This is a genomic window from Arthrobacter sp. Z1-15 (assembly GCF_054792395.1).
Map to the genome: position 1 here is coordinate 3,274,110 of NZ_CP096454.1, position 20,635 is coordinate 3,294,744.

Genomic DNA, 20,635 nt, shown 5'->3' on the forward strand with positions numbered 1-20,635 from the left:
GGGTCACGTCCGCTGGGAAGCGAAAGAGGGAAATGTGACGGCTGCGTGAAACCATGAAGACCCGAACCGCGGAAGGAAAATGGGCACATGACAAGGGATGAACCGCACCGCAGGGGTGCCGGGCGGCCGGTAAAGGAAGTCCTTTCGCAGGCGCGGATTACCACGGCGGCGCTGGCGATCATTCAGGCGGGCGGCTACGGTGCCCTGACCATGTCCGCCCTGGCCAAGCGGCTGGGGGTGGCTCCGTCTGCGCTGTACAACCACGTGGATTCCAAGCAGGAAGTGCTCCGCTGGCTGCAGGACCACGTCATGTCTTCGGTGGACACATCGGGTTTCGCGGAGCTGCCGTGGGATCAGGCGCTCCGGGGCTGGGCCCGCTCGTACCGGAAGGTGTTTGCGCGGCACACACCGCTGATTCCGGTCATTGCCGTGCTCCAGGTCAGCGGCGCTCCCCGCACGCTGGCCATGTACGAGGCGGTCACCGAGGGACTGGTCCGCGCCGGCTGGCCTCTCGCGCAGATTGTGCCGGCCATCGTGGCGCTGGAATCCTTCATCTACGGATCCGCGTACGACGCCGTGGCGCCACAGGATATTTTTGAGACCGGCGCTCTGGCGGGGCAGAGCCCGCACTTTACCGCTGCGGTCCGGGAACAGTCCGGACGGTCCGAGGGCCGGGCGGCGGAAAGCGCCTTCGAGGCGGGACTGGACGCCCTGGTCACCGGGCTGGCCCGGCGGGCCGGACTCCGGGTGGAGTCCGGCCACGCCTAGGGCGGTCAGCTGCTAAACGGCGGAGCGGACGGCAGCTTCGAGGACGTCCAGGGCGTCAGCCAGCAGGTCCTCGCCGATAACCAGCGGCGGCAGCAGGCGCACCACGTTGCCGTAGGTTCCGCAGGTCAGGATGATGACTCCTTCGGCCAGGCAGGCCGCTGCCACCGCTTTGGTGATCTCGGCGTCGGGCGTCTTGGTGCCCGGCTTCACGAACTCCAGCGCCAGCATGGCGCCGCGGCCGCGCACCTCGCCGATCACACCGGTCTCTTCAGCCAGCGCCCGAAGGCGGGGAACGCAGATCTCTTCAATGCGGCGGGCCCGGCCGGCCAGGTCAGAGGTTTCCATCGTGTCGATCGCCGCCAGTGCTGCGGCGCAGGCGACCGGGTTGCCGCCGTAGGTGCCGCCCAGTCCGCCCGGATGGACGGCGTCGAGCAGTTCTGCGCGCCCGGTGACGGCCGAGAGCGGCAGGCCGCCGGCAATGCCCTTGGCCATGGTCATGAGGTCAGGAACCACGCCCTCGTGCTGCACGGCGAACCACTCGCCGGTGCGGCAGAAGCCGGACTGGACCTCGTCGGCGATGAAGACAACACCGTTGTCGGCGGCCCACTGCGCCAGGCGCGGGAGGAAACCCTCGGCCGGGACAATGAAGCCGCCCTCGCCCTGGATCGGCTCGATCAGGATGGCGGCGGTCTGGTCCGCACCAATCTGCTTTTCAATGGCGAGGATGACACGCTCGGCGGCCTCGGTGCCGGTGATCTCAGGGTTTTCCTCGCGGTACGGGTAGCTCATGGGCATCCGGTAGACCTCGGAGGCAAACGGCCCGAACCCGGTTTTGTACGGCATCGCCTTGACAGTCAGCGCCATGGTGAGGTTGGTGCGGCCGTGGTAGGCATGGTCAAAGGCGACGACGGCGTTCCGTCCGGTAGCGGCGCGGGCAATCTTGATCGCGTTTTCCACCGCCTCCGCCCCGGAATTGAACAGGACGGTGCGCTTCTCGTGGGTGCCCGGCGTGACTTCCTGCAGCTTTTCGGCCAGGGCGATGTAGCCCTCGTACGGGGTCACCATGAAGCAGGTGTGGGTGAAGTGGTCCACCTGCTCCTTCACGGCGCCGACGACGGCGGGGTCCGAGGCACCGACGCTGGTCACGGCAATGCCCGAGCCCAGGTCGATGAAGGAGTTGCCGTCAACGTCGCGGATGATCCCGCCGTCGGCGTCGGCCACGTAGACCGGAACGGAGGACGCCACGCCCTTGGCGACCACGGCGGCGCGGCGGGTGTTCAGCTCGACGGACTTCGGCCCGGGAAAGGTGCCGTTGATGCTGCGTTTTTGTTCCAGCCGGAAAGCGGGAACGGCTTGGGTGCTCATGGGGTGTGCCTTTCGAACGGTGCTGCGAAAAAAGGGTGCGGCGGGCTGCTGCCGGCCGTGAGGGGAACTAGGCGTCCAGGGCCGTCATGACGTGCTTGATCCGGGTGTAGTCCTCCACGCCGTACATCGACAGATCTTTGCCGTAGCCGGAGCTCTTGAACCCGCCGTGCGGCATTTCGGCCGTGAGCAGGATGTGAGTGTTGATCCAGACCGCACCGAAGTCCAGGTCACGGGCCAGGCGCATGGCCCGGCCGTGGTTGGTGGTCCAGACGGAGGATGCCAGGGCGTATTCGACGTCGTTGGCCATCTCCACCGCCTCGTCCTCCGTAGTGAAGGTCTGCACGGTAATGACGGGGCCGAAGGTTTCCTTCTGCACCACGTCGTCGTCCTGGCGGGCGCCGGTGATCACAGTGGGTTCAAAGAAGAAGCCCTTGGCGCCGGCCCGTCTGCCGCCGGTGGCGATGCTGCAGTGTTCCGGCAGGGACTCGATGACGGCGTTGACCGCATTGAAGTGGTTGATGTTGTTCAGCGGGCCGAAGTAGTTGGCTTCGTCGTCCTCGTGCCCGGTTTCGAGCGTCTTGGTGTGTTCGACCAGGGCCGCCACAAACTCGTCCTGCGCGGAGTCCTCCACCAGTACGCGGGTGATGGCTGTGCAGTCCTGCCCGGCGTTGAAGAAGGAGAACTCGGCGATGGCCTGTGCTGTTTTCTGCAGGTCGGCGTCGGCGAAGACCACGGCCGGCGCTTTGCCGCCCAGTTCAAGGTGCGCACGCTTGAGCGTCTTGGCTGCACCCGACGCCACGGCAATGCCGGCGCGGACGGAGCCGGTGATGGAAACCAGGCCGGGGGTCGGATGCTCCACCATCGCGGACCCGGTTTCACCGGTGCCCAGGACGACGTTCAGGACGCCTGCGGGGAAGATCTCACCGGCGAGCCGGGCCAGGACAAGGGTGGATTCCGGCGTGGTGTCGGAGGGCTTGAGCACCACGGTGTTGCCCGCTGCGAGCGCGGGGCCGATCTTCCAGACCGCCATCAGCAGCGGATAATTCCACGGGGTCACCTGCGCCACGACGCCGATGGGCTCGCGGCGGATGAAGGAGGTGTGCCCCTCCATGTACTCCCCGGCGGCCTTGCCCTCAAGCAGCCGGGCGGCGCCTGCGAAGAACCGCAGCTGGTCTGCTCCAACCGCCACTTCCTCGGCTGCAATGATGGAGCGGACCTGCCCGGTGTTGCGGTGCTGGGCTTCCACCAGCTCATCGGAGTTTGCTTCCAGTGCGTCGGCGAGCTTCAGCAGCATCAGCTGGCGCTCTGACGGCGTGGTCCGCTTCCAGGTCTTGAACGCGGCTGCTGCCGCGGCCATGGCGGCGTCAACGTCGGCCCGGACGGACACCGGAGAGGAAGCCACCACTTCGCCGTTGACGGGGTTGACGATCTCCAGCTGCTCGGTTCCCCGGGCCGGAACAAACTCTCCGTTAATAAAGTTCTGCAGCGTCTGCGCCATCGCATTGTCCTTTCAGGATTTCAGGATGAAGAATGCCCGGACGCCGGCGTCCGGGGCTTTCCTCCAAACCTAGGCGGTGACGTCCGTGTTCCAAAGGGGCAACCGGACAAGAGTCACGGGCCGTAACTGTGCAGGCGACCAAACAACGGAGCTCTATAGTTGCTCCATGCCGATCTACCTGTCCGACCTGCTGGCCGCCCCGGAGCTGGACCTGCGCCCGCACGGAACCGCTCCGGTCTCCCCTGCTCCCCTGCACTGGGTGGCCGTCACCGAATTGGAGGACCCGTTTCCCTTCCTGGGCGGCGGCGAGGTTGTCCTGACCACCGGGCTGCGGCAGCGCACGGGAGCCGTGCAGCGCAGCTTCGTCGACAGTGTGCACCGGGCCGGGGCGGTTGCCATTGGCTTTGGCACCGGCCTGAGCCATGCCAAAGTGCCGGCGGCCCTGATCGAAGCTGCCGATCTGCACGGCCTGCCGGTGTTTGAGGTGCCGTACGAAACCCCTTTTGTCGCGCTGGGCAAGATGGTTGCCGATGCCCTCTCCACCGACCACGTCACGCAGCTGCGGGAGCTGCTGGCAGCCCACCAGTCCCTGGCCGGAGCACTGCTGGGCGGCAACGGACTGCCGGGACTGCTGCAGGAACTCGCCGTGCTGCTGGGCAACGATGTGGCGCTGTACCAATACGGGGCACGGGTGCTGGCGGCCGGTTCGGATGGCGGGGCCCTTTCCGGAACCGGCTCCGGCACGGCCTCCTCCCGGCACCGCATCCCCATCGCGACCGGGCTCCGGGACCGCTGCACGCTGGTCATCACCGAGCCTTACCGGCGCCCCGATATTGTTGCCTACGCCCAAAGCCTCATCAGCGTGGAGCTGAGCAACCAGGCCCGGCGGCGGGCCCGGGACCGCGCTGTCACCGGCCAGCTGCTCTCCGATGTGGTGGCAGGACGCCTGACCGGCAACGATGCGGCGCTGCGGCTGCTGGGCGCCGGAATCTCCACCGCCCGGCGGCAGCTGACCTTCCTGGTGGAGGTAGCCTCCGGCCAGGTCCGCTCGCTGCCCGCCCTGCCGCTGCCCCCGGAGTTCGACGGCGCCGCCACCGCCGTCGTCGACGGCCGGCTTGCCGTGGTGGTGGCCGAAGGCGACGGCGCCGCGCTGGCACGCGTTCTCGGCGACTACCTCTACGGCACCGGGCTGACGGCGAGGATCGGGTTCGGCGGATCCTATGCCGAACCTGCCGGGCTGCGCTGGAGCTACTTTGAAGCAAAGGAATCTCTGCAGCGCGGGCAGAGCATCAATGAACCCGAACGGCTGAGCCTGACCTCGCTGCTGATGTCCGGCGCCGATGTTCCGCTGGCGGATCTGGCGGCTGAGGCACTGGATCCGCTGACGGATTTTGATGCCCTCCATGACGCGAGTCTGCTGGACACTTTGGAGCAGTATCTGGCCCTGAACGGGTCGGTGGCCGCCGTTGCCGACGCCCTGGGCCTGCACCGGAACACTGTCCGCTACCGGCTCGGGCAGATAGCGGACCTCACCGGCTACGACCCGGCCGTCACCGCGGACCGCGTGCACCTGTTCCTGGCTCTGCACGTGCGCCGGCTCGGTCTCGGACAGGGCTGATCAGGAATCCGGCCGGACCTCCAGACCTGCCGGACACCCAAAACCCGCCGTTGCCGCGCGCCGGGCGTGAACCATAGGGTGTAGGGATGGACAACAGCGTGCGGCCCGCCCGAATCTTCCGCTGGCAGGGCGTGGACAACTCCGCACGCCGGGACACCGCAGCTGTCTCTTTCCGCGAGCGGGAACTCGCTGCCGGGGGCACTTCCGTCACGGAGGACTACACCGCCACATGGACACTCACCACTTCCACCGGCTGGGTCACCCGCCGGTTCAGCATTCAGGTCCAGGCCCCCGGCTGGTCGCGGTCCCTTGAACTCACCCGCTCCAGCGACGGGAAGTGGAGCGCGGAAACGGAAGTCTCCGGCGACGCCGGACTCCCCGCCCCGGGAATCACCGACCCCCGCGCCCTGGACAACGCCCAGGATGTGGACCTGGCCCTGTGCCCCCTGACGAACACCATGCCCGTCCTCCGCCTGGACCTGCTGAACTCCGCCGCGCCCGTGGACGACACCCCGCTCACCATGGCCTGGGTGGAAATGCCGAGCCTGCGGGTGCTGCCCAGCAACCAGGTCTACTCGCAGGTTTCGGCCTACGACGACGCCCGCGGGTACGGGGTTGTGCTCTACAGTTCGGCCACCCGAGACTTCACCGCGGAGCTGACCGTGGATGCCGACGGCGCCGTGCTGAACTATCCCCGCCTGGCTGTGCGGGTGCGCTGAGGGGCCTTCGCACCCGGCTAGGATTGAAGTACACCACCCGCAATTTTGGAGACCCCATTGAGTCAAATGTTCCTGGACAAATTCAAAGCCCTGGTCCCCAAGTATCTTGAGGATGACTGGCGCGAAGAAGAAGACGGCATCCCTGCAGACGTCCTGAATGAAATGCTGGACGCCCACGACTTCACCATCCCCCTGGTGCTGCGGGAGTTCTACCTCGCCCTGGGCAACAACGAGGACCTCATGGAGGCCTTCCACTTCTTCTGGGATCCGGACGAACTCGAAATCGAGGACGGCTACCTGCTCTTCCTCGAGGACGAGGACGAGAAGTTTGCCTGGGGTTTCCGCGTGGACCAGCTCGATGTTCCCGACCCGATCGTCTGGCGGCGCAACAACGCCCGTAGCGACTGGCAGAGCGAAGAAGGAACCTTCAGCGAATACGTCTTTGACATGTTTGAGTGGGTCTTTGAGGAAGATCCGAACTAAGGAGCCCTGAATGCAGCAGCCCGGCACGGTTGGCGATGCGCCGCGGAAGGCCATCTGGCCCAGCCATGCACCCGAAAACTACCAGTGCCCGTTCTGTGACATGGCCTCCGGGGAGTTCAAGGCTCCGGGCAACCTGTGCGAGCCCGGGGACCTGGTCTACTCGGACGAGCTGGTGCTGGCGTTCATCGCCTCGCACGGCTTCGATCCGGAGCCCGGGCACGTCCTGGTGACTCCCCGGGAGCATTTCGAGCTGCTGTATGAACTGCCCGACGACGTCGCCGCCCGCCTGATGATTGTCACCCGCGACATTGCGGTGGCCATCAAAAAGGCCTGGCGGCCCGACGGCGTCACCACCCGGCAGCACAACGAGCCGGCCGGCAGCCAGCATGTCTGGCACTACCACCAGCATGTGCTGCCCCGCTGGGACAATGACGGGCTTTACTTCACGCCCAAGCGCCCGATCGTGGATCCGGCCGTCCGCGCCCGGAAGGCCCGGGAACTCAAGTCAGTCCTCACCGTCTCGGAGTACGGGCTCTAGACGTCCCGCTCCACCACTGCGTGGGCGAAGCTGGCCAGTGCCCGCTTCACCACGGACTCAGGCAGCGGCTCCAGCACCGCCACGGCCTCGTCGGACCACTGCCGGGCCACTGCCCATGCTTCGGCGGTTGCCGGGTTTTCCCGCAGGGCTTCCACGGCGGCGGCCAGTGCGTCGTCCGAGCTCAGGTCCCCGTCCACCAGATCCAGCACGGCGGCGGCTTCCGCATCGCCGGCAGCGGCGTTGCGCCGCAGCAGCAGCACCGGCAGGGTGGGAACGCCTTCGCGCAGGTCGGTGCCCGGCGTCTTGCCGGATTTGGCCTCGAGGCCGGTCACGTCAATGACGTCGTCGGCCAGCTGGAAGGCGGTGCCGACCTTCTCGCCGTACTCCACCATGATGTCGATCGCCTGGCGCGTCGCGCCGGAGAACAGTGCGCCGAGCTGCCCGGAGGCGGCAATCAGCGACGCCGTCTTGCCGGAGATGACGGAGAGGTAGTGTTCCAGCGGATCCTGGCCGTCGTTGGGGCCCACTGTCTCGTGCAGCTGGCCCAGGCAGAGCCGCTCAAAGGTGCGGGCCTGAATGCCCAGCGCTTCGCCGCCAAGTTCGGACACCAGGGAGGACGCGCGGGCGAAAATCAGATCGCCGGTCAGCACCGCCACCGAGTTGCCCCAGACCTCGTGCGCGGTGGGAGCGCCCCGGCGCAGCGGCGCGGAGTCCATGACGTCGTCGTGGTACAGGGTTGCCAGATGCGTCAGTTCGACGACGACGGCGGACTGGATCACCTTGGCGTTGGTCGGCTCCGGGCCCAGATGCGAGGCCAGCAGCGCGAGGAGCGGTCGGATCCGCTTGCCGCCTGCCTCGGCCAGGTGGCGCGAGGTGGCGTTGGCGAAGGGATCGGAGTTGGAAATCGCGTCCAGGAGTTCGGCTTCGACCTGTTCCAGGGACGCAGCGATCGAAGGACCCAGCTGCGGGTCTTCGGCGATCAGCGCGAATCCGGCCGGCAGCACAGGCGCGGCCTCGTCGGCGGCACTATCCGGGCTGGTGTTCGAGGATTCAGTCACGGTTTTAGACTAACTTTTCGTCGGAGCGGGTTGGACGGCTGGCTGGGTCCTGCATCTTGATTCGAGGCGGCCGGAACCAGGGCTTCCAGCACGGCGATAACTCTATCCTCCAAACCCTTGCTGCTGTGGTCCGTGAGGTTGGCCAGCATTCGCACCACAAACCGCATCAGCACCGGAATCGGCATGCCGGTGCGCAGCGCGAGCTTCATGATGGCCGGTTTGCCGATCAGCCCCGCAAAGATCCTGCCCAGGGTGAAGTGGCTGCCCCATTCGGCGCGGATGTGGTCAGAGTAGCCGGAGAGGCGGCGGTCAAAGGCCGCGTCGGCGGAGAGCAGTCCCGGTGTGCGGGCTTCGCTTTCCGCGGCCACTATGAAGTCCGCGGCAAACCGGGCGGATTCCATGGCGTAGGAAATGCCCTCGCCGTTGAACGGGGACACCATGCCGCCGGCGTCGCCGAGCAGGAGCAGTCCCGGCGAGTAGTGCGGGGTGCGGTTGAAGCCCATCGGCAGGGCAGCACCGCGGATTTCCCCCACCTGGTTCTCGGGGCTGAACCCCCACTCGGCGGGCATGCCCGCGGTCCATTCCCGCAGCACCTTGCGGTAGTCGAGCTTGCCGAATTCCTTGGAGGAGTTCAGGATGCCCAGGCCCACGTTGGAGGTTCCGTCGCCTACGCCGAAGACCCAGCCGTAGCCGGGCAGCGGATTTCCGGCGGCGTCGGGAAGTTCCAGCCAGCCTTCCATCCAGTCATCGTTGGTGCGCGGACTCTGGAAGTAGGTGCGCACGGCCACGCCCAGCGGCCGGTCGTCGCGCTTTTCGATGCCCAGGCTCAGTGCGGTGCGGCTGGAGTTGCCGTCAGCGGCCAGGACGACGTCGGCGGAGAACTCCCGGGTCTCCCCCGTGCGCCGGCCGGCGTCGTCGAGCACGTTGGCCACCACGCCGGTGACCCGGCCGGCGTCGTCGCGCACCGCGGCGGTAACCGAATGGCGTTCCAGGATGGTGGCGCCGGCAGCCTCGGCATGACGGGCCAGAGCTTCATCAAAGCCCAAACGGGTACGGATCAGGCCGTAGTCGGGGAAATCCGAGAGCACCGGCCACGGCAGCTCAAGGGTGCGGCCGGCGGCAATGAGGCGTAGTCCCTTGTTCCGGCGCCAGCCGTCGGCTTCGTCGTGGGGCAGATCCAGGAGCTGGACTTCCCGGACGGCACGCGGAGTAAGGCCGTCGCCGCAGACCTTTTCCCGCGGAAACGAGGTTTTTTCCAGGACGGTAACTTCCACTCCGGCCCGGGCAAGGTGGTAGGCCGCGGTGGAACCGGCGGGGCCGGCTCCGACAATGAGGACGCTCACTTAGATGGCTGTCCTCCCCGGCTTCACAGCGCGGTGAATGGCCACGATGCCGCCGGTGAGGTTGCGGTAGGCGACGTCGGTCCAGCCGGATTCGGCGACCCAGGCAGCCAGTTCGTCCTGATTGGGCCAGGCGCGGATGGACTCGGCCAGGTAGACGTAGGCGTCGGGATTGGACGCAACCTTCCGGGCAATCGGCGGCAGTGCACGCATCAGGTACTCGGTGTACATGGTGCGCCACACGGGCACGGTGGGCGCGGAGAACTCGGCGATGACCAGGCGGCCGCCGGGCTTGGTGACGCGCAGCATTTCAGCGAGGGCCTTCTTCGGCTCATTCACGTTGCGCAGGCCGAAGGAGATGGTGGACGCGTCAAAGGAGTTGTCCTCGAACGGCAGGTTGGTGGCGTCTCCGGCTACAAAGTCGATGTCGGGGCGGCGGCGCTTGCCCACCTTGAGCATGCCCAGGGAGAAGTCGCAGGCCACCACGTTGATGCCGGCGTCGGCGTAGGGCTCGCTGGAGGTTCCGGTACCGGCGGCCAGGTCCAGGACCCGCTGACCGGGCGAGGCGCCGACGGCGTCCACCACGATGCGGCGCCAGCGGCGTGTCTGCCCGAGGGACAGCACGTCGTTCACGACGTCGTATTTCGGTGCCACGTCGTCAAACATGGCAGCGACTTCATCCGGGCGTTTATCCAACGATGCGCGATTCACTCGATCATTGTCTCAAAGAATGTGCAGGGGACCGAACCCGAGGCGGCTGTGTCTGGTCCCTCACCTGCCCGGGCAGTGCCCGCCCGCCCCGGGCCGCAGGTACGGGGCCGGCGGGCTGCAGGTAACCTCCGGCACATCCGGACTGGGAGTAGGCTGGAGTCATTATGACCACCCTGCGTTCCCTGACCGTGCCCATTGGTGAGCTGTCCGCCACAATCGGGCTGCTGGAGTATCTGGTCCTCAATGACCAGCTTGCCTGGATCCGCAGCGGTGAGGGGCTGGTGGGCTTTGGCGAAAGCGCCCGTTTCACCGCGAGCGGGCCGGAGCGGTTTGCCGATGCGCAGCAGTGGTGGCTGAAGCTGGCCGACGACGCCGACATTGAGAATCCCCTGACGGTTCCCGGCAGCGGACTCGCCGCATTCGGCTCCTTCGGCTTCTCCAAGCGCTCCCCCTTTGAGTCCCGGCTCATCGTTCCGGAGATCATAGTCGGCTGCCGCGACGGTGCCGCCTGGATCACGCAGACAACCGCCGACCCCGACGCCGAGCTGAGCCTGGCCACCGCACAGACGGCCCTGGCCCACTATCTGGACGAGGTTCCCGTGGCCCGCGAGCCGGACCCCGAAGACCGCATCCTTCCGGGCGTCCTCACCGAGGCGGAATGGAAGAACGCCGTCGCCCGCTCCGTGGCGCACATTAATGCCGGCGACTTGAGCAAGATCGTCCTGGCCCGCGACATTGTCGCGTCGCTCGGATCACCGGTTTCCGCGGCACAGGTGCTGCGCGAGCTGGCCCTGCGCTACCGCAGCTGCTGGACCTATTCCGTGGACGGACTGATCGGTTCCACTCCGGAAATGCTGATCAAGGTGGAGAACGGTGTAGCCCGCGCCCGGGTGCTCGCCGGAACGCTGGACCGGGCCACAGCGCCGGCCGATGACCCGGACTACCCGCAGCGGGTGCTCGCCGGATCCGACAAGCAGCGCCACGAGCATCAAATTGCCATCGACTCGCTCACCCGGCAGCTGGAACCGTTCACTTCCTCGATGACCTCGCACACCGAACCCTTTGTGCTGGAACTGCCCAATGTGTGGCACCTGGCCTCCGACGTCGCCGCTGATCTGGCCCCCGGGGCCGACGGCGGGATCCCCACCTCGCTGGCGCTGGTGGAAGCACTGCATCCCACCGCAGCCGTGTGCGGGTTCCCGACGAGCGTTGCCGGTGAGCTGATCAGCGAGCTTGAACACATGGACCGGGGGCCGTACGCCGGCCCGGTGGGCTGGATGGATGCTGACGGCAACGGCGAATGGGGCATCGCCCTGCGCGGTGCCGTTATTGAGGATCCCCGCACCGTCCGCCTGTATGCAGGCTGCGGCATTGTTGCCGGTTCCAACCCCGCCGCGGAGCTGGCGGAGACCTGGAGTAAGTTCCGGCCCATGCTTGAAGCGCTGGAGCTGGACCGGGCCGCCGGCGCCGTCCAGTGGCCCTAGGCGCCCGGAACCAACCCTTGACCGTGTGATCCAAGACGTGTAAAAGCACCTCCCCGGAGTGCGTATAATTGAGTGAGCATGCATAATTATGCAGGCCCTGATGCGCTCCGGTTCGCCGGAACCGGTTCCGTCTTTTTCCGATCTGAGGTTCTTTCCATGCTGAACAAAGCACGCACCGCCCTTGCAGCCGTTCTGGCTCTCGGCGCCCTGACCGCAACTGCCTGCAGCGGCGGCGGCGGCGGGACGGCGGAAACGGAGTCCGGAATCCCTCTGGTCAACGAGGGTGCACTGACCGTTTGCTCCAACGTTCCGTTTGAGCCCTTTGAATACGTGGGCGACGACGGGGAGTACACCGGCTTCGACATGGACCTCACCCGGGAAATTGCTGCGGGGATGGGACTGGAGCTGGAAGTCCAGAACGCCAGCTTCGACGGCCTGCAGAGCGGCACCGTTCTCGCCGCCAACCAGTGTGACCTGATTGCGGCGGCTGTCTCCATCACCCCCGAACGCGAAAAGAACCTGGCGTTCTCCGACCCCTACTACGACTCACTGCAGTCGCTGCTGGTGTCGGCCGATTCCACGGCTAAGTCGCTGGAGGACATGGGCGGGAAGAAGATTGGCATCCAGCAGGGCACCACGGGTGAAACCTATGCCCGCGACAATGCACCCTCCGACACCGAGGTCATTGCCTACCAGACCGACGCCGAACTCTTCCAGGCGCTACAGGCCGGCAACATCGACGCGGTGCTGCAGGACCTGCCCGTGAACCTTACCCACACCGACGGTGATTCCTTTACGATCGCGGCCACTTACCCCACCGGTGAGGCGTACGGCCTGGCGATGAAGAAGGAAGGCAGCGAGAAGCTGGTTGAAGAGGTCAACAAGCAGCTCGCCGCCATGCGCGAGAATGGAAAGTACACCGAGCTTTACGACAAGTACTTCACCGAATAACGCCCGCGCGCGGACCGGTTGCCCGGCCGAGGCTCCGCCGTCGATACCCCCGCGGAATTCAGACGTGCGTAGAATCTAGATTGCTTTCATCTGTTTATGAAGGGGCAATCGCCACTGGCTCCGTCCACGAAAAGGTTATAGATCCATGCTGACAAAAGCACGCAGAACCGCCCTTGCCGCAGTGACTCTGGGCGCCCTGGCACTGACCTCCTGCGGCGGGGACGATTCGTCCGCCGACGCCGGTTCCGGTTCCGAACTTGGCCTGGTCTCGGAAGGAACCCTGACGGTTTGCTCTGAAATTCCGTACGTGCCGTTCGAGTATGTCGAAGACGGGGAATACACCGGTTTCGACATTGACCTTATTCGGGAAATCGCTGCGGGCATGGGACTCGAGACGGAAATCCAGCAACAGGGCTTTGAGGCTATTCAGGGCGGTACCGCCGTCAGCGCCGGAATGTGCGATCTGAGCGCCAGCGCCGTCACCATCACGCCCGAGCGCGCAGAAAAGCTGCTGTTCAGTGACCCGTACTACGACTCCCTGCAGACCCTGATGGTTCCGGAAGGCTCAGACATCAAGAGCATTGATGATCTGGCCGGCAAGCGGGTTGGCGTGCAGCAGACCACCACGGGTGCCGCTTATGCGCAGGAAAACGTCAAAGACGCCGAAATCATTGAATACCCCGGCGACGGCGAACTGTTCCAGGCCATCCAGGGCGGAAGCATTGACGCCATCCTGCAGGACATCGCGGTGAATACCTCCCACACGAAGGAGGGCGGCTACGACATCGTGGAGGAATACGAAACGGACGAGTCCTACGGCTTCGCCTCCAAGAAGGAAAACGCTGCCCTGATCGAAGAGGTCAACGCCCAGCTGGCCGAACTGCAGGACAACGGCAAGTACTCCGAGATCTACGACAAATACTTTGCTGAATAAGCACTGACAAGCACTGAACGTTCCGCCGTCCCGGGTTGCGATCCAATCCGGGACGGCGCCACACATATCTTCCGCGGAAGGCTCCACCTTGAAACCCTCCACCCGCAGACGCCTCTTCCGGGGCAGCCTGTATGCCGTCTTTATCCTGGTCGTTCTGGCCGTAGTCCTGCTTGCGGACTGGAAAGCCATCGGGGTGAACTTCTTTGACCCCGAAGTGGCAAAGGAGGCCTTCCCGACCATCATCACGGTGGCCGCGAAGAACACCATCATCTACACGGCCATCGCCTTTGCCGGCGGTCTGCTGCTGGGCCTGATCCTGGCCCTGATGAAGCTCTCCCCGGTGGCACCCTACCGCTGGGCTGCCACCGCGTACATCGAAATCTTCCGCGGCCTGCCGGCCCTGCTGGTGATCTTCGCCTTTGCCTTCGCAGTGCCGATCGCGTTCTCCTGGCGTCCGCCGGGCGGCAATGCCGGCGCCGGCCTGATCGCCCTGATCGTGGTGTCCGCCGCGTACATCGCCGAGACCATCCGCGCCGGCATCCAGGCGGTTCCTCCCGGCCAGATTGAAGCCGCCCGCTCGCTGGGCATGGGCCCGGCCTGGACCATGGTCTCCGTGACCCTGCCGCAGGCCTTTCGCATCATCACTCCCCCGCTGACCAACGAGCTGGTGATCCTGATCAAGGACACCTCGCTGCTGTTCATCGCCGGCATGGCGCTGGCGGACCGCGAACTCACCACGTTTGCCCGCGATGCCGTCTCGCAGAACGCCAACGCCACTCCGCTGGTGCTGGCTGCCCTGATGTACCTCATCATCACGCTGCCGCTGACGCAGCTGGTGGCCAAGCTTGAACGCCACAACCAGAGAGGCCGGTGACTGCCATGAGCACTGCAGCATCCAGCTCCCCCGCCGCCGCCAACACCGCCGTCCCCGCCATCCAGGTGCGGAACCTGCACAAGAGCTTCGGCTCCAATGAGGTCCTCAAGGGCATCGACTTCCACGTGGACCAGGGTGAAGTCGTCTGCGTGATCGGCCCGTCCGGTTCCGGCAAGTCCACCCTGCTGCGCTGCGTCAACCGCCTGGAGGAGCCCACCAGCGGCACCATCCTGGTGGAGGGCGTAGACATCACCGATCCCGAGACGGACCTGGACAAGGTCCGCACCCGGATCGGCATTGTGTTCCAGCAGTTCAACCTCTTCCCGCACCTGAACGTGCTGAAGAACCTCACGCTGGCCCAGCGTCGCGCCAAAAAGCGCGGCAAGGCCGAGGCCGAGGAAGTTGCCCGGAAGAACCTGGCCAAGGTGGGCCTGGGCGACCGCGGCGACGCGTTCCCCGCCCAGCTTTCCGGCGGCCAGCAGCAGCGCGTGGCCATTGCCCGGGCGCTGTCCATGGATCCGGACATGATGCTCTTTGACGAACCCACCTCCGCCCTTGACCCCGAGCTCGTGGGCGACGTGCTCGCCGTCATGCGCAACCTGGCTGAAGAAGGCATGACCATGATGGTGGTGACCCACGAGATCGGCTTTGCCCGTGAAGTCGGCGACCGCGTGGTCTTCATGGACGGCGGCGTCGTTGTCGAGCAGGGCCGCCCGAGCGACGTGCTGGACAACCCGCAGCACCCGCGAACCCGCGAGTTCCTCTCCAAGGTGCTCTAGGCCTTCCTGCCGCAGCAGCCATCCCGTACTTCGGTGCGGGATGGCTGCTTTTGTTTTGGCCGGGTCTGCGCTGCGCTGAGTATGCCCAGGCAACGGCGGCTTCTTCATCCAGGACATCGAGGTAGTGCGGTTCCCGGGGCGGGCTGCCGCTTCGTACGACGGGGTCGGACATGAACGGGGAAAGGCACCTAGAACGGCGGTGGATCTGCGCCGTAGTCATCCGGGCCGTCGCTCTCGGGCACGTTCGGGATCGGGAAATGCGGTTGGACCCGATGGGGAGGTCCGGGAGGTTGCTCGGCATCGGAAGCATCGGAAGCATCGGAGGCAAGGGAGAAGTGCGGTTCGGTCCGGTAGGTCCGGCCGCCGGGTGACGTCCACGCGATGATGCCGGGCTCGGGTTGTCGGGCCTTCCAGAAGCCCTCGGTTTTGAACATGTGGTGCCGCCGGCAGAGATGCTCGAGGTTGTCGTGGTCGGTGGCGCCGCCCTGGGCCCAGGGTTTGGTGTGGTCGATTTCGCAGATAACCGCGTTGGACCGGCACCCCGGGAACCGGCAGGTTCCATCGCGCGCCCGCAGCCAACGCTTGAGTCCGGAGGGGACTTTCCGTCTTCGGCCCACGCGGAGGATTTCCTCGGTGTCCGGTTCCCGCTCCACCAGTGTCCATTTCGCTGCCTCGCGGGCCATTCGGCGGGCGGTCTGCGGACTGATCGGCCCGTACCCGTGCAGTTCGGCGGGCTGGTCGTCTGCGCCGAAGAGGGTTTCGGCGGTGATCAGCACCAGGATCTCTCCCCGGGCTTTGAGTCCGCCGCCGGCGCAGGTGGTACCGGATCCCTCGGTGGTACCGGAACGCTTGGGTGATCTGGCTTCCTCTTCCGAAGTTTCGCCGCCGCAGGTGTAGCCGCCATTGAGCAGCAGATCCTGCAGAATGTCCGCACGCAACTGATCCACCGTGCGCGGATCCCCGGCGGCCTGCTCACCCCGGGCCGCCTGGCACAGCTGGGTGAAGATTACTTGCGCCTTCTCCGCAGGCAGCAACGCTGAAAGCCAGGACATCCCGTCCTGACCGGGTTCCAGACACACCTTCCGCTGCTCGAACGCAATATTTTGCCGCTCGACAATGGTCTCGGGGTACTGCTTCTCGCGCAGCCGGCGGGCGCGAATAGCGAACTGGGGCCGGGTTTGCCCGTCCGCCATCTCCAGTAGCTTCGCTTCGAAGGCGGACAGCGCCGGGCCCGGCACACCGACCGATTGTTCCAGCGCTGTCTGGACATGTCCGTAACTGATTCCGCCGTCCTGCAACTTCGCCAGCGTGGCGGCATGGGTCTGGCACAGGGTTCCGGCCTCGACCATGAGCCGTTTCCCGGTGTTATACGGCAGCTGCAGGATCGTTGCCGCTTCCGAGGCAGCGAGGCTGAAGGCCAGCTTGGGGTCGAGTTTGCCGGTCGCGGAGCGAATGTCCTCCCGGTAGACGGTCTCGATCCGGTGAAGGACCTTGGCCTGCTGCGCCTGCGCCCACCGGATCAGGTGATCCAGATGCGAGAGGACGGCACCTGCTGCTTCATCGTCCAGGACCTCGACACCATGCAGTGCCAGCGACCCGGTGAACCCGTCCCGGTATGCGGAGGCTGGTTCGGCAGCGGAGACCCGTTCGGCCGGATGTTCGGTGGATGTGGCCGCTGCTACGGGGCCTTCGCTGGCGACGCCGTCAGATGCTGCCACAGGACTGTCGGTGGAGACAGCGGCAGGGACCAGCTCGGCCTCATAGACCGCCAGACTGCGGGGTTCCGCAGCCTGTTCAGGTCCGGCCTCCGTGCCGGGATTTCTCCGGTGCTGATCCATGACTTCAGGCTTTCACCCGCCTCTGACATTTCCGCTTCGAATAAGGTCCAAAACGGGTCAAAACAGGCCCGTTTTGGACCTTCCAAATACCCGTCTTTTCAGCGGCATCACTTGCTCGATTGTCCTAATACTCAGCCACCGCTCAGCGGTCCCACCGGCGGAGGAGACTGGTCCAGTGACAGAGGCAGCTGCGGCAGCAATGGAACGCCCCCGGACGAGCCCGCCTGGACTAGGCGAGCACCTTCTGCACGGCTTGCCTGACCTTCGTGTGCAGCTCCCGCAGGGAATCCCGGCGCACCGGAACCTCCAGGATGGAACGGCCGGCAACGGGAGCGTCCAGTGCGGCGTCGAGCTCATCCGCCGTGCGGACCAGCCGGTGCGGCACCCCGTAGGCAGCGGCCAGCGCCGAGATGTCCACGGTGTGCGGGGTACCGAAAAAGCGCTCGACGACGGCGGTGTACTCCGCCCGCTCGCCCAGCGCCCCGTGCTCGAGGGTGGAGAAGATGCCGCCGCCGCCGTCGTTCAGCACCACCAGCTGCAGGTCCGGCTCCGGTTCCCCGGGGCCCAGAAGGAGGGCGCCGGCGTCGTGCAGGAAGGTCAGGTCACCCAGCAGCACCCGGGTGGGAATGCCGTTGGCCAGCGCGATGCCGGCCGCCGTGGCAATGGTGCCGTCAATGCCGGCCAGGCCGCGGTTGGCGTAGACGTCCAGCGGATGCCAGTCAGGGGCCGCCACCAGGTCCATGTCCCGGATCGGGTTGGAAGAGCCGAGCACCAGGTTGCCGTCGGTGTGGTCCCAGACCAGGTCGGCGACGTGCAGGCCGTTCAGTTCACTCTGCGCGTCGAGCAGCGAGGAAACGGCTGCCATGGCCGCGGCGGAGGCGGTCTGCCAGCGTTCCAGCCAGGCCGGCGTGCCTTCGCCGGCAAAGTCGAACAGCCCGGCCAGGTCGGTGATGATGGTTTCGGGGCGCCGTCCGGCGGTGAACCAGTTGACCGGGCGCGGCACGTAGATTGCTTTCTCCACGTCTGTGCGGGCGAGCAGCCCGGCCACGGGACGGGACAGGGTGGGCCGGCCGAAGACCACCACCCGCTCAATCTCCGGGCCCAGTTCCTCCAGCAGCAGCCGGTACGCGCCGATTGCGTTCGGGCCGAAGCGGGCGTTCGAGGACGGTTCGGCCAGCAGCGGCAGTCCGGCGCGGCGGGCAAACAGGGCGGCGATCTCACCGGCGCCGTCACCGGCAATGACGACGGCGCGGCGGGTGCCGGAGTGCTTGGCGAGCACTGCCGCTTCGCTGCCGGTGGCCACGGGGTCGGCGGGCAGTTCCGCGTCCGGGGCGGCCGCGGCGCCTGCGTCACCTGCGGGCAGCCCGGCCGTGTCGCCGTCCTGCGGGATCAGCGGTTCGCGGAACTGCAGGTTGATGTGGATCGGGCCTGCCGGGCTGCCGGCGCTGACCCGGTCAAAGGCGGCGCTGATGGCTCCGGCGGGATCGTCCCCGGCGCGGATGTCGGCAGTGGCGGCGGGGAACTCGGCGAAGATCCCGGGCTGGACGGTGGTCTGGTTGGCGCCGGTGCCGTGCAGTTCCGCGGGCCGGTCGGCGGAGAGCACCACGAGCGGCACGCCGGCGTGGTGGGCTTCCATCACTGCCGGCATCAGTTCACCCACGGCGGTGCCCGAGGTGGTGGCAACGGCCGCCGGGCGGTGTCCGCCGCGGGCCAGGCCCAGGGCGGTGAAGCCGGCAACCCGCTCGTCGATCCGTACGTGCACCGTCACCCGGCCCTGCACTTCGGCTTCCGCCAGCGCGTAGGCCAGCGGGGCGCTGCGCGAGCCGGGGGCAACGACGACGTCGGTCACCCCGGCTGCAACCAGTGCGGAGACGGCGGAGCGTGCGGCCTGCAGGGAGCTGAGGTTGCTTCCCGCTTCCGGCTCAGCGGAGCCTGCGGCGGAGGACGGGCTGGGAGTTTTCGAAGATCCTGTCACCGTTCTATCCTAGGGTTCGACCTTGGGTCTGCAGGAGCTGATGGCTCTATTGGTCCTAACGCGTCCGATACCCTCGCCGAGTGAGCTTGGTTCTCGCGGTTCCACTCCGGTGCGAACCAGCGCAGCTCAAACGTCTTTCCGATGCCCCATTCCACGACAGACGTTGCCGCCCGGGCTCAGTATAAAATACGCTACGTCGCCAGTGTGAGGACCGGAGCCGCTATGGAACTTACAAAAAAGCAGGCCTGAAAGAAGGAAGCGGCAGCCGGCCCTACACTTTAGTGTCTGTACATATAGGATTGAGCGTTCGGCGCCGTCCGCCTGCGGCGAGGAATTCGCTTCTGGGATCGCCGATCAGCGACGACCGGGGGTTTGCTCACGTGGTGCAAGAGAAGAAAACTAAACACGCAGGGTTTCACCGGGCATATATCTTGCAAGACGGGGCCAGGCGTGACCCCGGGGAGCAAGATTGGGCTGATCTTCTCCAGCGCGTGGCGGGCCTCAGCCTGGAAGACCGCACCGTTGGCGACATCATCTATGAACCTGCTTCATTGCTGAGTGCTGGGATTCTTCTCGGCATGCACAAGCCAATCAACCCTGACTTCATGAGCACGATTAACAGCAAGGCCGGCAAAATCGCCGACTTTATGAAAGCAACCGTTACCACCGATGAAGAAGATGACCTTTCCCCTGAACGGTTCGCAAACTCTACAGCGGTCTGTTTTTTACCAGTAGGAAACGCTTTCGCAGTTGCCCTTGGAAACACAATGGCGCCCAGGGCGAACCAGATTGCGCACTTCCTCGACGAGTTCCTTCCACCCGAACAAAAGGGCGCATACTGGAAAACGGAACCAATGGTAGACGATGATGAGATTCGGAAACTCCGCCAGGCAAAAGGTCTCGTAGAGTTTTCGTCGAGGTTCAATACGTCGAGGAACCTGTTCAACATGGACACGGAGAGCTCCGGAGTTGTCTCCTTCGGGGAGCGGATCGCGCAGCGGGTCGGCGGCGATGTTGAGATCAGCATAGAGGTGAAACTCAAGCCAGCTGCTCGGAATACGTCGGTCAAACAGAAGATGCTAGACCTCCTCATGACCGACCTGCAGACCCTCGCCGGAAAAGGCAGCAACGCCAAGGCGAAGGCCCTGATGCCTGATGGCATCGAGGAGGAACTTTCCTTAGTCGAGCACAATCTTGCCGCTGATTTTGAGATCGACAAGCTCGGTAGCGAGAGCCACCAGTTTTCAGAACTCCTTCAAGCCCTTGGCGATGTCAGTGCCGAGATGGAGACTAAGGTGAAATCCATCTTGGAGGGAACCGACTGACATGGCCAGAGCACAATTCTCGGTACGGGATTTCCTCGCCGCACGCCCGGTGGTGGATCAGATTATTCCCGTTGCTGCAGTCTTCGTCTGGCACTTCTTGGTGGCTGAGCTAGTCACCGTTCCTGAGGCCTCCCGCCCGACGATCTACGCGGGCATCGCGGCGATCTCAGGCCTAGCTATGGCAGCCTCAACGTTCATCTGCTCCATGACGTACCAATCTGGCAACATCCTCATGTCTAGAGTGGTTCAAGTATATTCGCTTGAGCTGCGTCGAAATTGGATGAGCATCATTAGTTCCAATTTGCTTACTGCTGTTGCACCGCTCGTGGCACTCGCCATTGACCGTTCGCATAGTAGCGCCGCGTCTGCAGTGGCCG

The 20,635-nt window shown here is 65.6% G+C and carries 18 protein-coding genes; 11 read left to right on the top strand and 7 right to left on the bottom strand.

Annotated elements, in window-relative coordinates:
• Nucleotides 1–87: 87 nt before the first annotated feature.
• Nucleotides 88–768 carry a TetR/AcrR family transcriptional regulator gene (locus M1D40_RS15125; RefSeq protein WP_461169355.1) on the top strand — a complete coding sequence of 227 codons (681 nt, stop codon included), beginning with the start codon at nucleotides 88–90 and terminating at the stop codon, nucleotides 766–768.
• A 12-nt stretch (nucleotides 769–780) separates the two neighbouring features.
• Here the strand turns inward: M1D40_RS15125 and gabT are convergent, their stop codons facing one another.
• Together gabT and M1D40_RS15135 are read right to left on the bottom strand one after the other, a co-directional pair.
• Nucleotides 781–2,133, bottom strand: coding sequence for a 4-aminobutyrate--2-oxoglutarate transaminase (gene gabT, locus M1D40_RS15130; RefSeq protein ID WP_461169356.1), 1,353 nt, complete (start codon nucleotides 2,131–2,133; stop codon nucleotides 781–783).
• Nucleotides 2,134–2,200: 67 nt separating this feature from the next.
• Nucleotides 2,201–3,631 carry a gamma-aminobutyraldehyde dehydrogenase gene (locus M1D40_RS15135; protein WP_341393274.1) on the bottom strand — a complete coding sequence of 477 codons (1,431 nt, stop codon included), beginning with the start codon at nucleotides 3,629–3,631 and terminating at the stop codon, nucleotides 2,201–2,203.
• A gap of 166 nt (nucleotides 3,632–3,797) precedes the next feature.
• On the opposite strand from M1D40_RS15135, the gene M1D40_RS15140 reads away from it, so the two are divergent.
• The 4 genes from M1D40_RS15140 (at nucleotide 3,798) to M1D40_RS15155 (ending at nucleotide 6,989) form a co-directional block, all read left to right on the top strand.
• Nucleotides 3,798–5,249, top strand: coding sequence for a PucR family transcriptional regulator (locus M1D40_RS15140; protein WP_461169357.1), 1,452 nt, complete (start codon nucleotides 3,798–3,800; stop codon nucleotides 5,247–5,249).
• Between the two features lie 86 nt (nucleotides 5,250–5,335).
• Nucleotides 5,336–5,968, top strand: coding sequence for a putative glycolipid-binding domain-containing protein (locus M1D40_RS15145; RefSeq protein WP_341393272.1), 633 nt, complete (start codon nucleotides 5,336–5,338; stop codon nucleotides 5,966–5,968).
• Between the two features lie 57 nt (nucleotides 5,969–6,025).
• The gene (locus tag M1D40_RS15150; protein ID WP_461169358.1) at nucleotides 6,026–6,451 is read left to right on the top strand and encodes a hypothetical protein; all 426 of its coding nucleotides are present in this window, start codon (nucleotides 6,026–6,028) and stop codon (nucleotides 6,449–6,451) included.
• 10 nt (nucleotides 6,452–6,461) lie between these two features.
• Nucleotides 6,462–6,989 (top strand): HIT family protein, encoded by a 528-nt coding sequence (locus M1D40_RS15155; RefSeq protein WP_341393270.1) that lies wholly within the window; start codon nucleotides 6,462–6,464, stop codon nucleotides 6,987–6,989.
• Here M1D40_RS15155 and M1D40_RS15160 read toward each other — a convergent pair.
• The 3 genes from M1D40_RS15160 to M1D40_RS15170 are packed head-to-tail and all read right to left on the bottom strand — an operon-like array spanning nucleotide 6,986 to nucleotide 10,098.
• Nucleotides 6,986–8,047, bottom strand: a complete 1,062-nt coding sequence (locus tag M1D40_RS15160) for a polyprenyl synthetase family protein (protein ID WP_461169359.1) — start codon at nucleotides 8,045–8,047, stop codon at nucleotides 6,986–6,988. The genes M1D40_RS15155 and M1D40_RS15160 overlap by 4 nt on opposite strands.
• The gene (locus M1D40_RS15165) at nucleotides 8,044–9,390 is read right to left on the bottom strand and encodes a geranylgeranyl reductase family protein (protein WP_461169360.1); all 1,347 of its coding nucleotides are present in this window, start codon (nucleotides 9,388–9,390) and stop codon (nucleotides 8,044–8,046) included. The genes M1D40_RS15160 and M1D40_RS15165 overlap by 4 nt, the downstream gene beginning before the upstream one ends.
• On the bottom strand, nucleotides 9,391–10,098 hold the full coding sequence (locus M1D40_RS15170) for a demethylmenaquinone methyltransferase (RefSeq protein ID WP_341393267.1): 708 nt from the start codon (nucleotides 10,096–10,098) through the stop codon (nucleotides 9,391–9,393). It lies immediately after the preceding gene.
• 164 nt (nucleotides 10,099–10,262) lie between these two features.
• Between M1D40_RS15170 and M1D40_RS15175 the strand changes: the two genes are divergently transcribed.
• From M1D40_RS15175 to M1D40_RS15195, 5 genes are all read left to right on the top strand, one after another.
• Nucleotides 10,263–11,582, top strand: a complete 1,320-nt coding sequence (locus M1D40_RS15175) for an isochorismate synthase (protein WP_461169361.1) — start codon at nucleotides 10,263–10,265, stop codon at nucleotides 11,580–11,582.
• 156 nt (nucleotides 11,583–11,738) lie between these two features.
• Entirely contained in the window at nucleotides 11,739–12,533 is a 795-nt protein-coding gene (locus M1D40_RS15180) for a basic amino acid ABC transporter substrate-binding protein (RefSeq protein WP_461169362.1), read from the top strand.
• Between the two features lie 145 nt (nucleotides 12,534–12,678).
• Entirely contained in the window at nucleotides 12,679–13,467 is a 789-nt protein-coding gene (locus M1D40_RS15185; protein ID WP_341393265.1) for a transporter substrate-binding domain-containing protein, read from the top strand.
• 88 nt (nucleotides 13,468–13,555) lie between these two features.
• Nucleotides 13,556–14,341: an amino acid ABC transporter permease gene (locus M1D40_RS15190; protein ID WP_341393264.1), complete on the top strand. Its 786-nt coding sequence runs from the start codon at nucleotides 13,556–13,558 to the stop codon at nucleotides 14,339–14,341.
• Between the two features lie 5 nt (nucleotides 14,342–14,346).
• Nucleotides 14,347–15,120, top strand: a complete 774-nt coding sequence (locus M1D40_RS15195; protein WP_341393263.1) for an amino acid ABC transporter ATP-binding protein — start codon at nucleotides 14,347–14,349, stop codon at nucleotides 15,118–15,120.
• Between the two features lie 188 nt (nucleotides 15,121–15,308).
• Here M1D40_RS15195 and M1D40_RS15200 read toward each other — a convergent pair whose 3' ends face one another.
• Both M1D40_RS15200 and menD read right to left on the bottom strand, forming a co-directional pair.
• A complete protein-coding gene (locus tag M1D40_RS15200; RefSeq protein WP_461169363.1) occupies nucleotides 15,309–16,958 on the bottom strand; it encodes an HNH endonuclease signature motif containing protein in 1,650 nt (549 codons plus the stop codon).
• Between the two features lie 229 nt (nucleotides 16,959–17,187).
• Nucleotides 17,188–18,933, bottom strand: coding sequence for a 2-succinyl-5-enolpyruvyl-6-hydroxy-3-cyclohexene-1-carboxylic-acid synthase (gene menD, locus M1D40_RS15205; RefSeq protein ID WP_461169364.1), 1,746 nt, complete (start codon nucleotides 18,931–18,933; stop codon nucleotides 17,188–17,190).
• 380 nt (nucleotides 18,934–19,313) lie between these two features.
• Between menD and M1D40_RS15210 the strand changes: the two genes are divergently transcribed.
• Nucleotides 19,314–20,258: a hypothetical protein gene (locus M1D40_RS15210; RefSeq protein ID WP_461169365.1), complete on the top strand. Its 945-nt coding sequence runs from the start codon at nucleotides 19,314–19,316 to the stop codon at nucleotides 20,256–20,258.
• Nucleotides 20,259–20,635 lie beyond the last annotated feature (377 nt).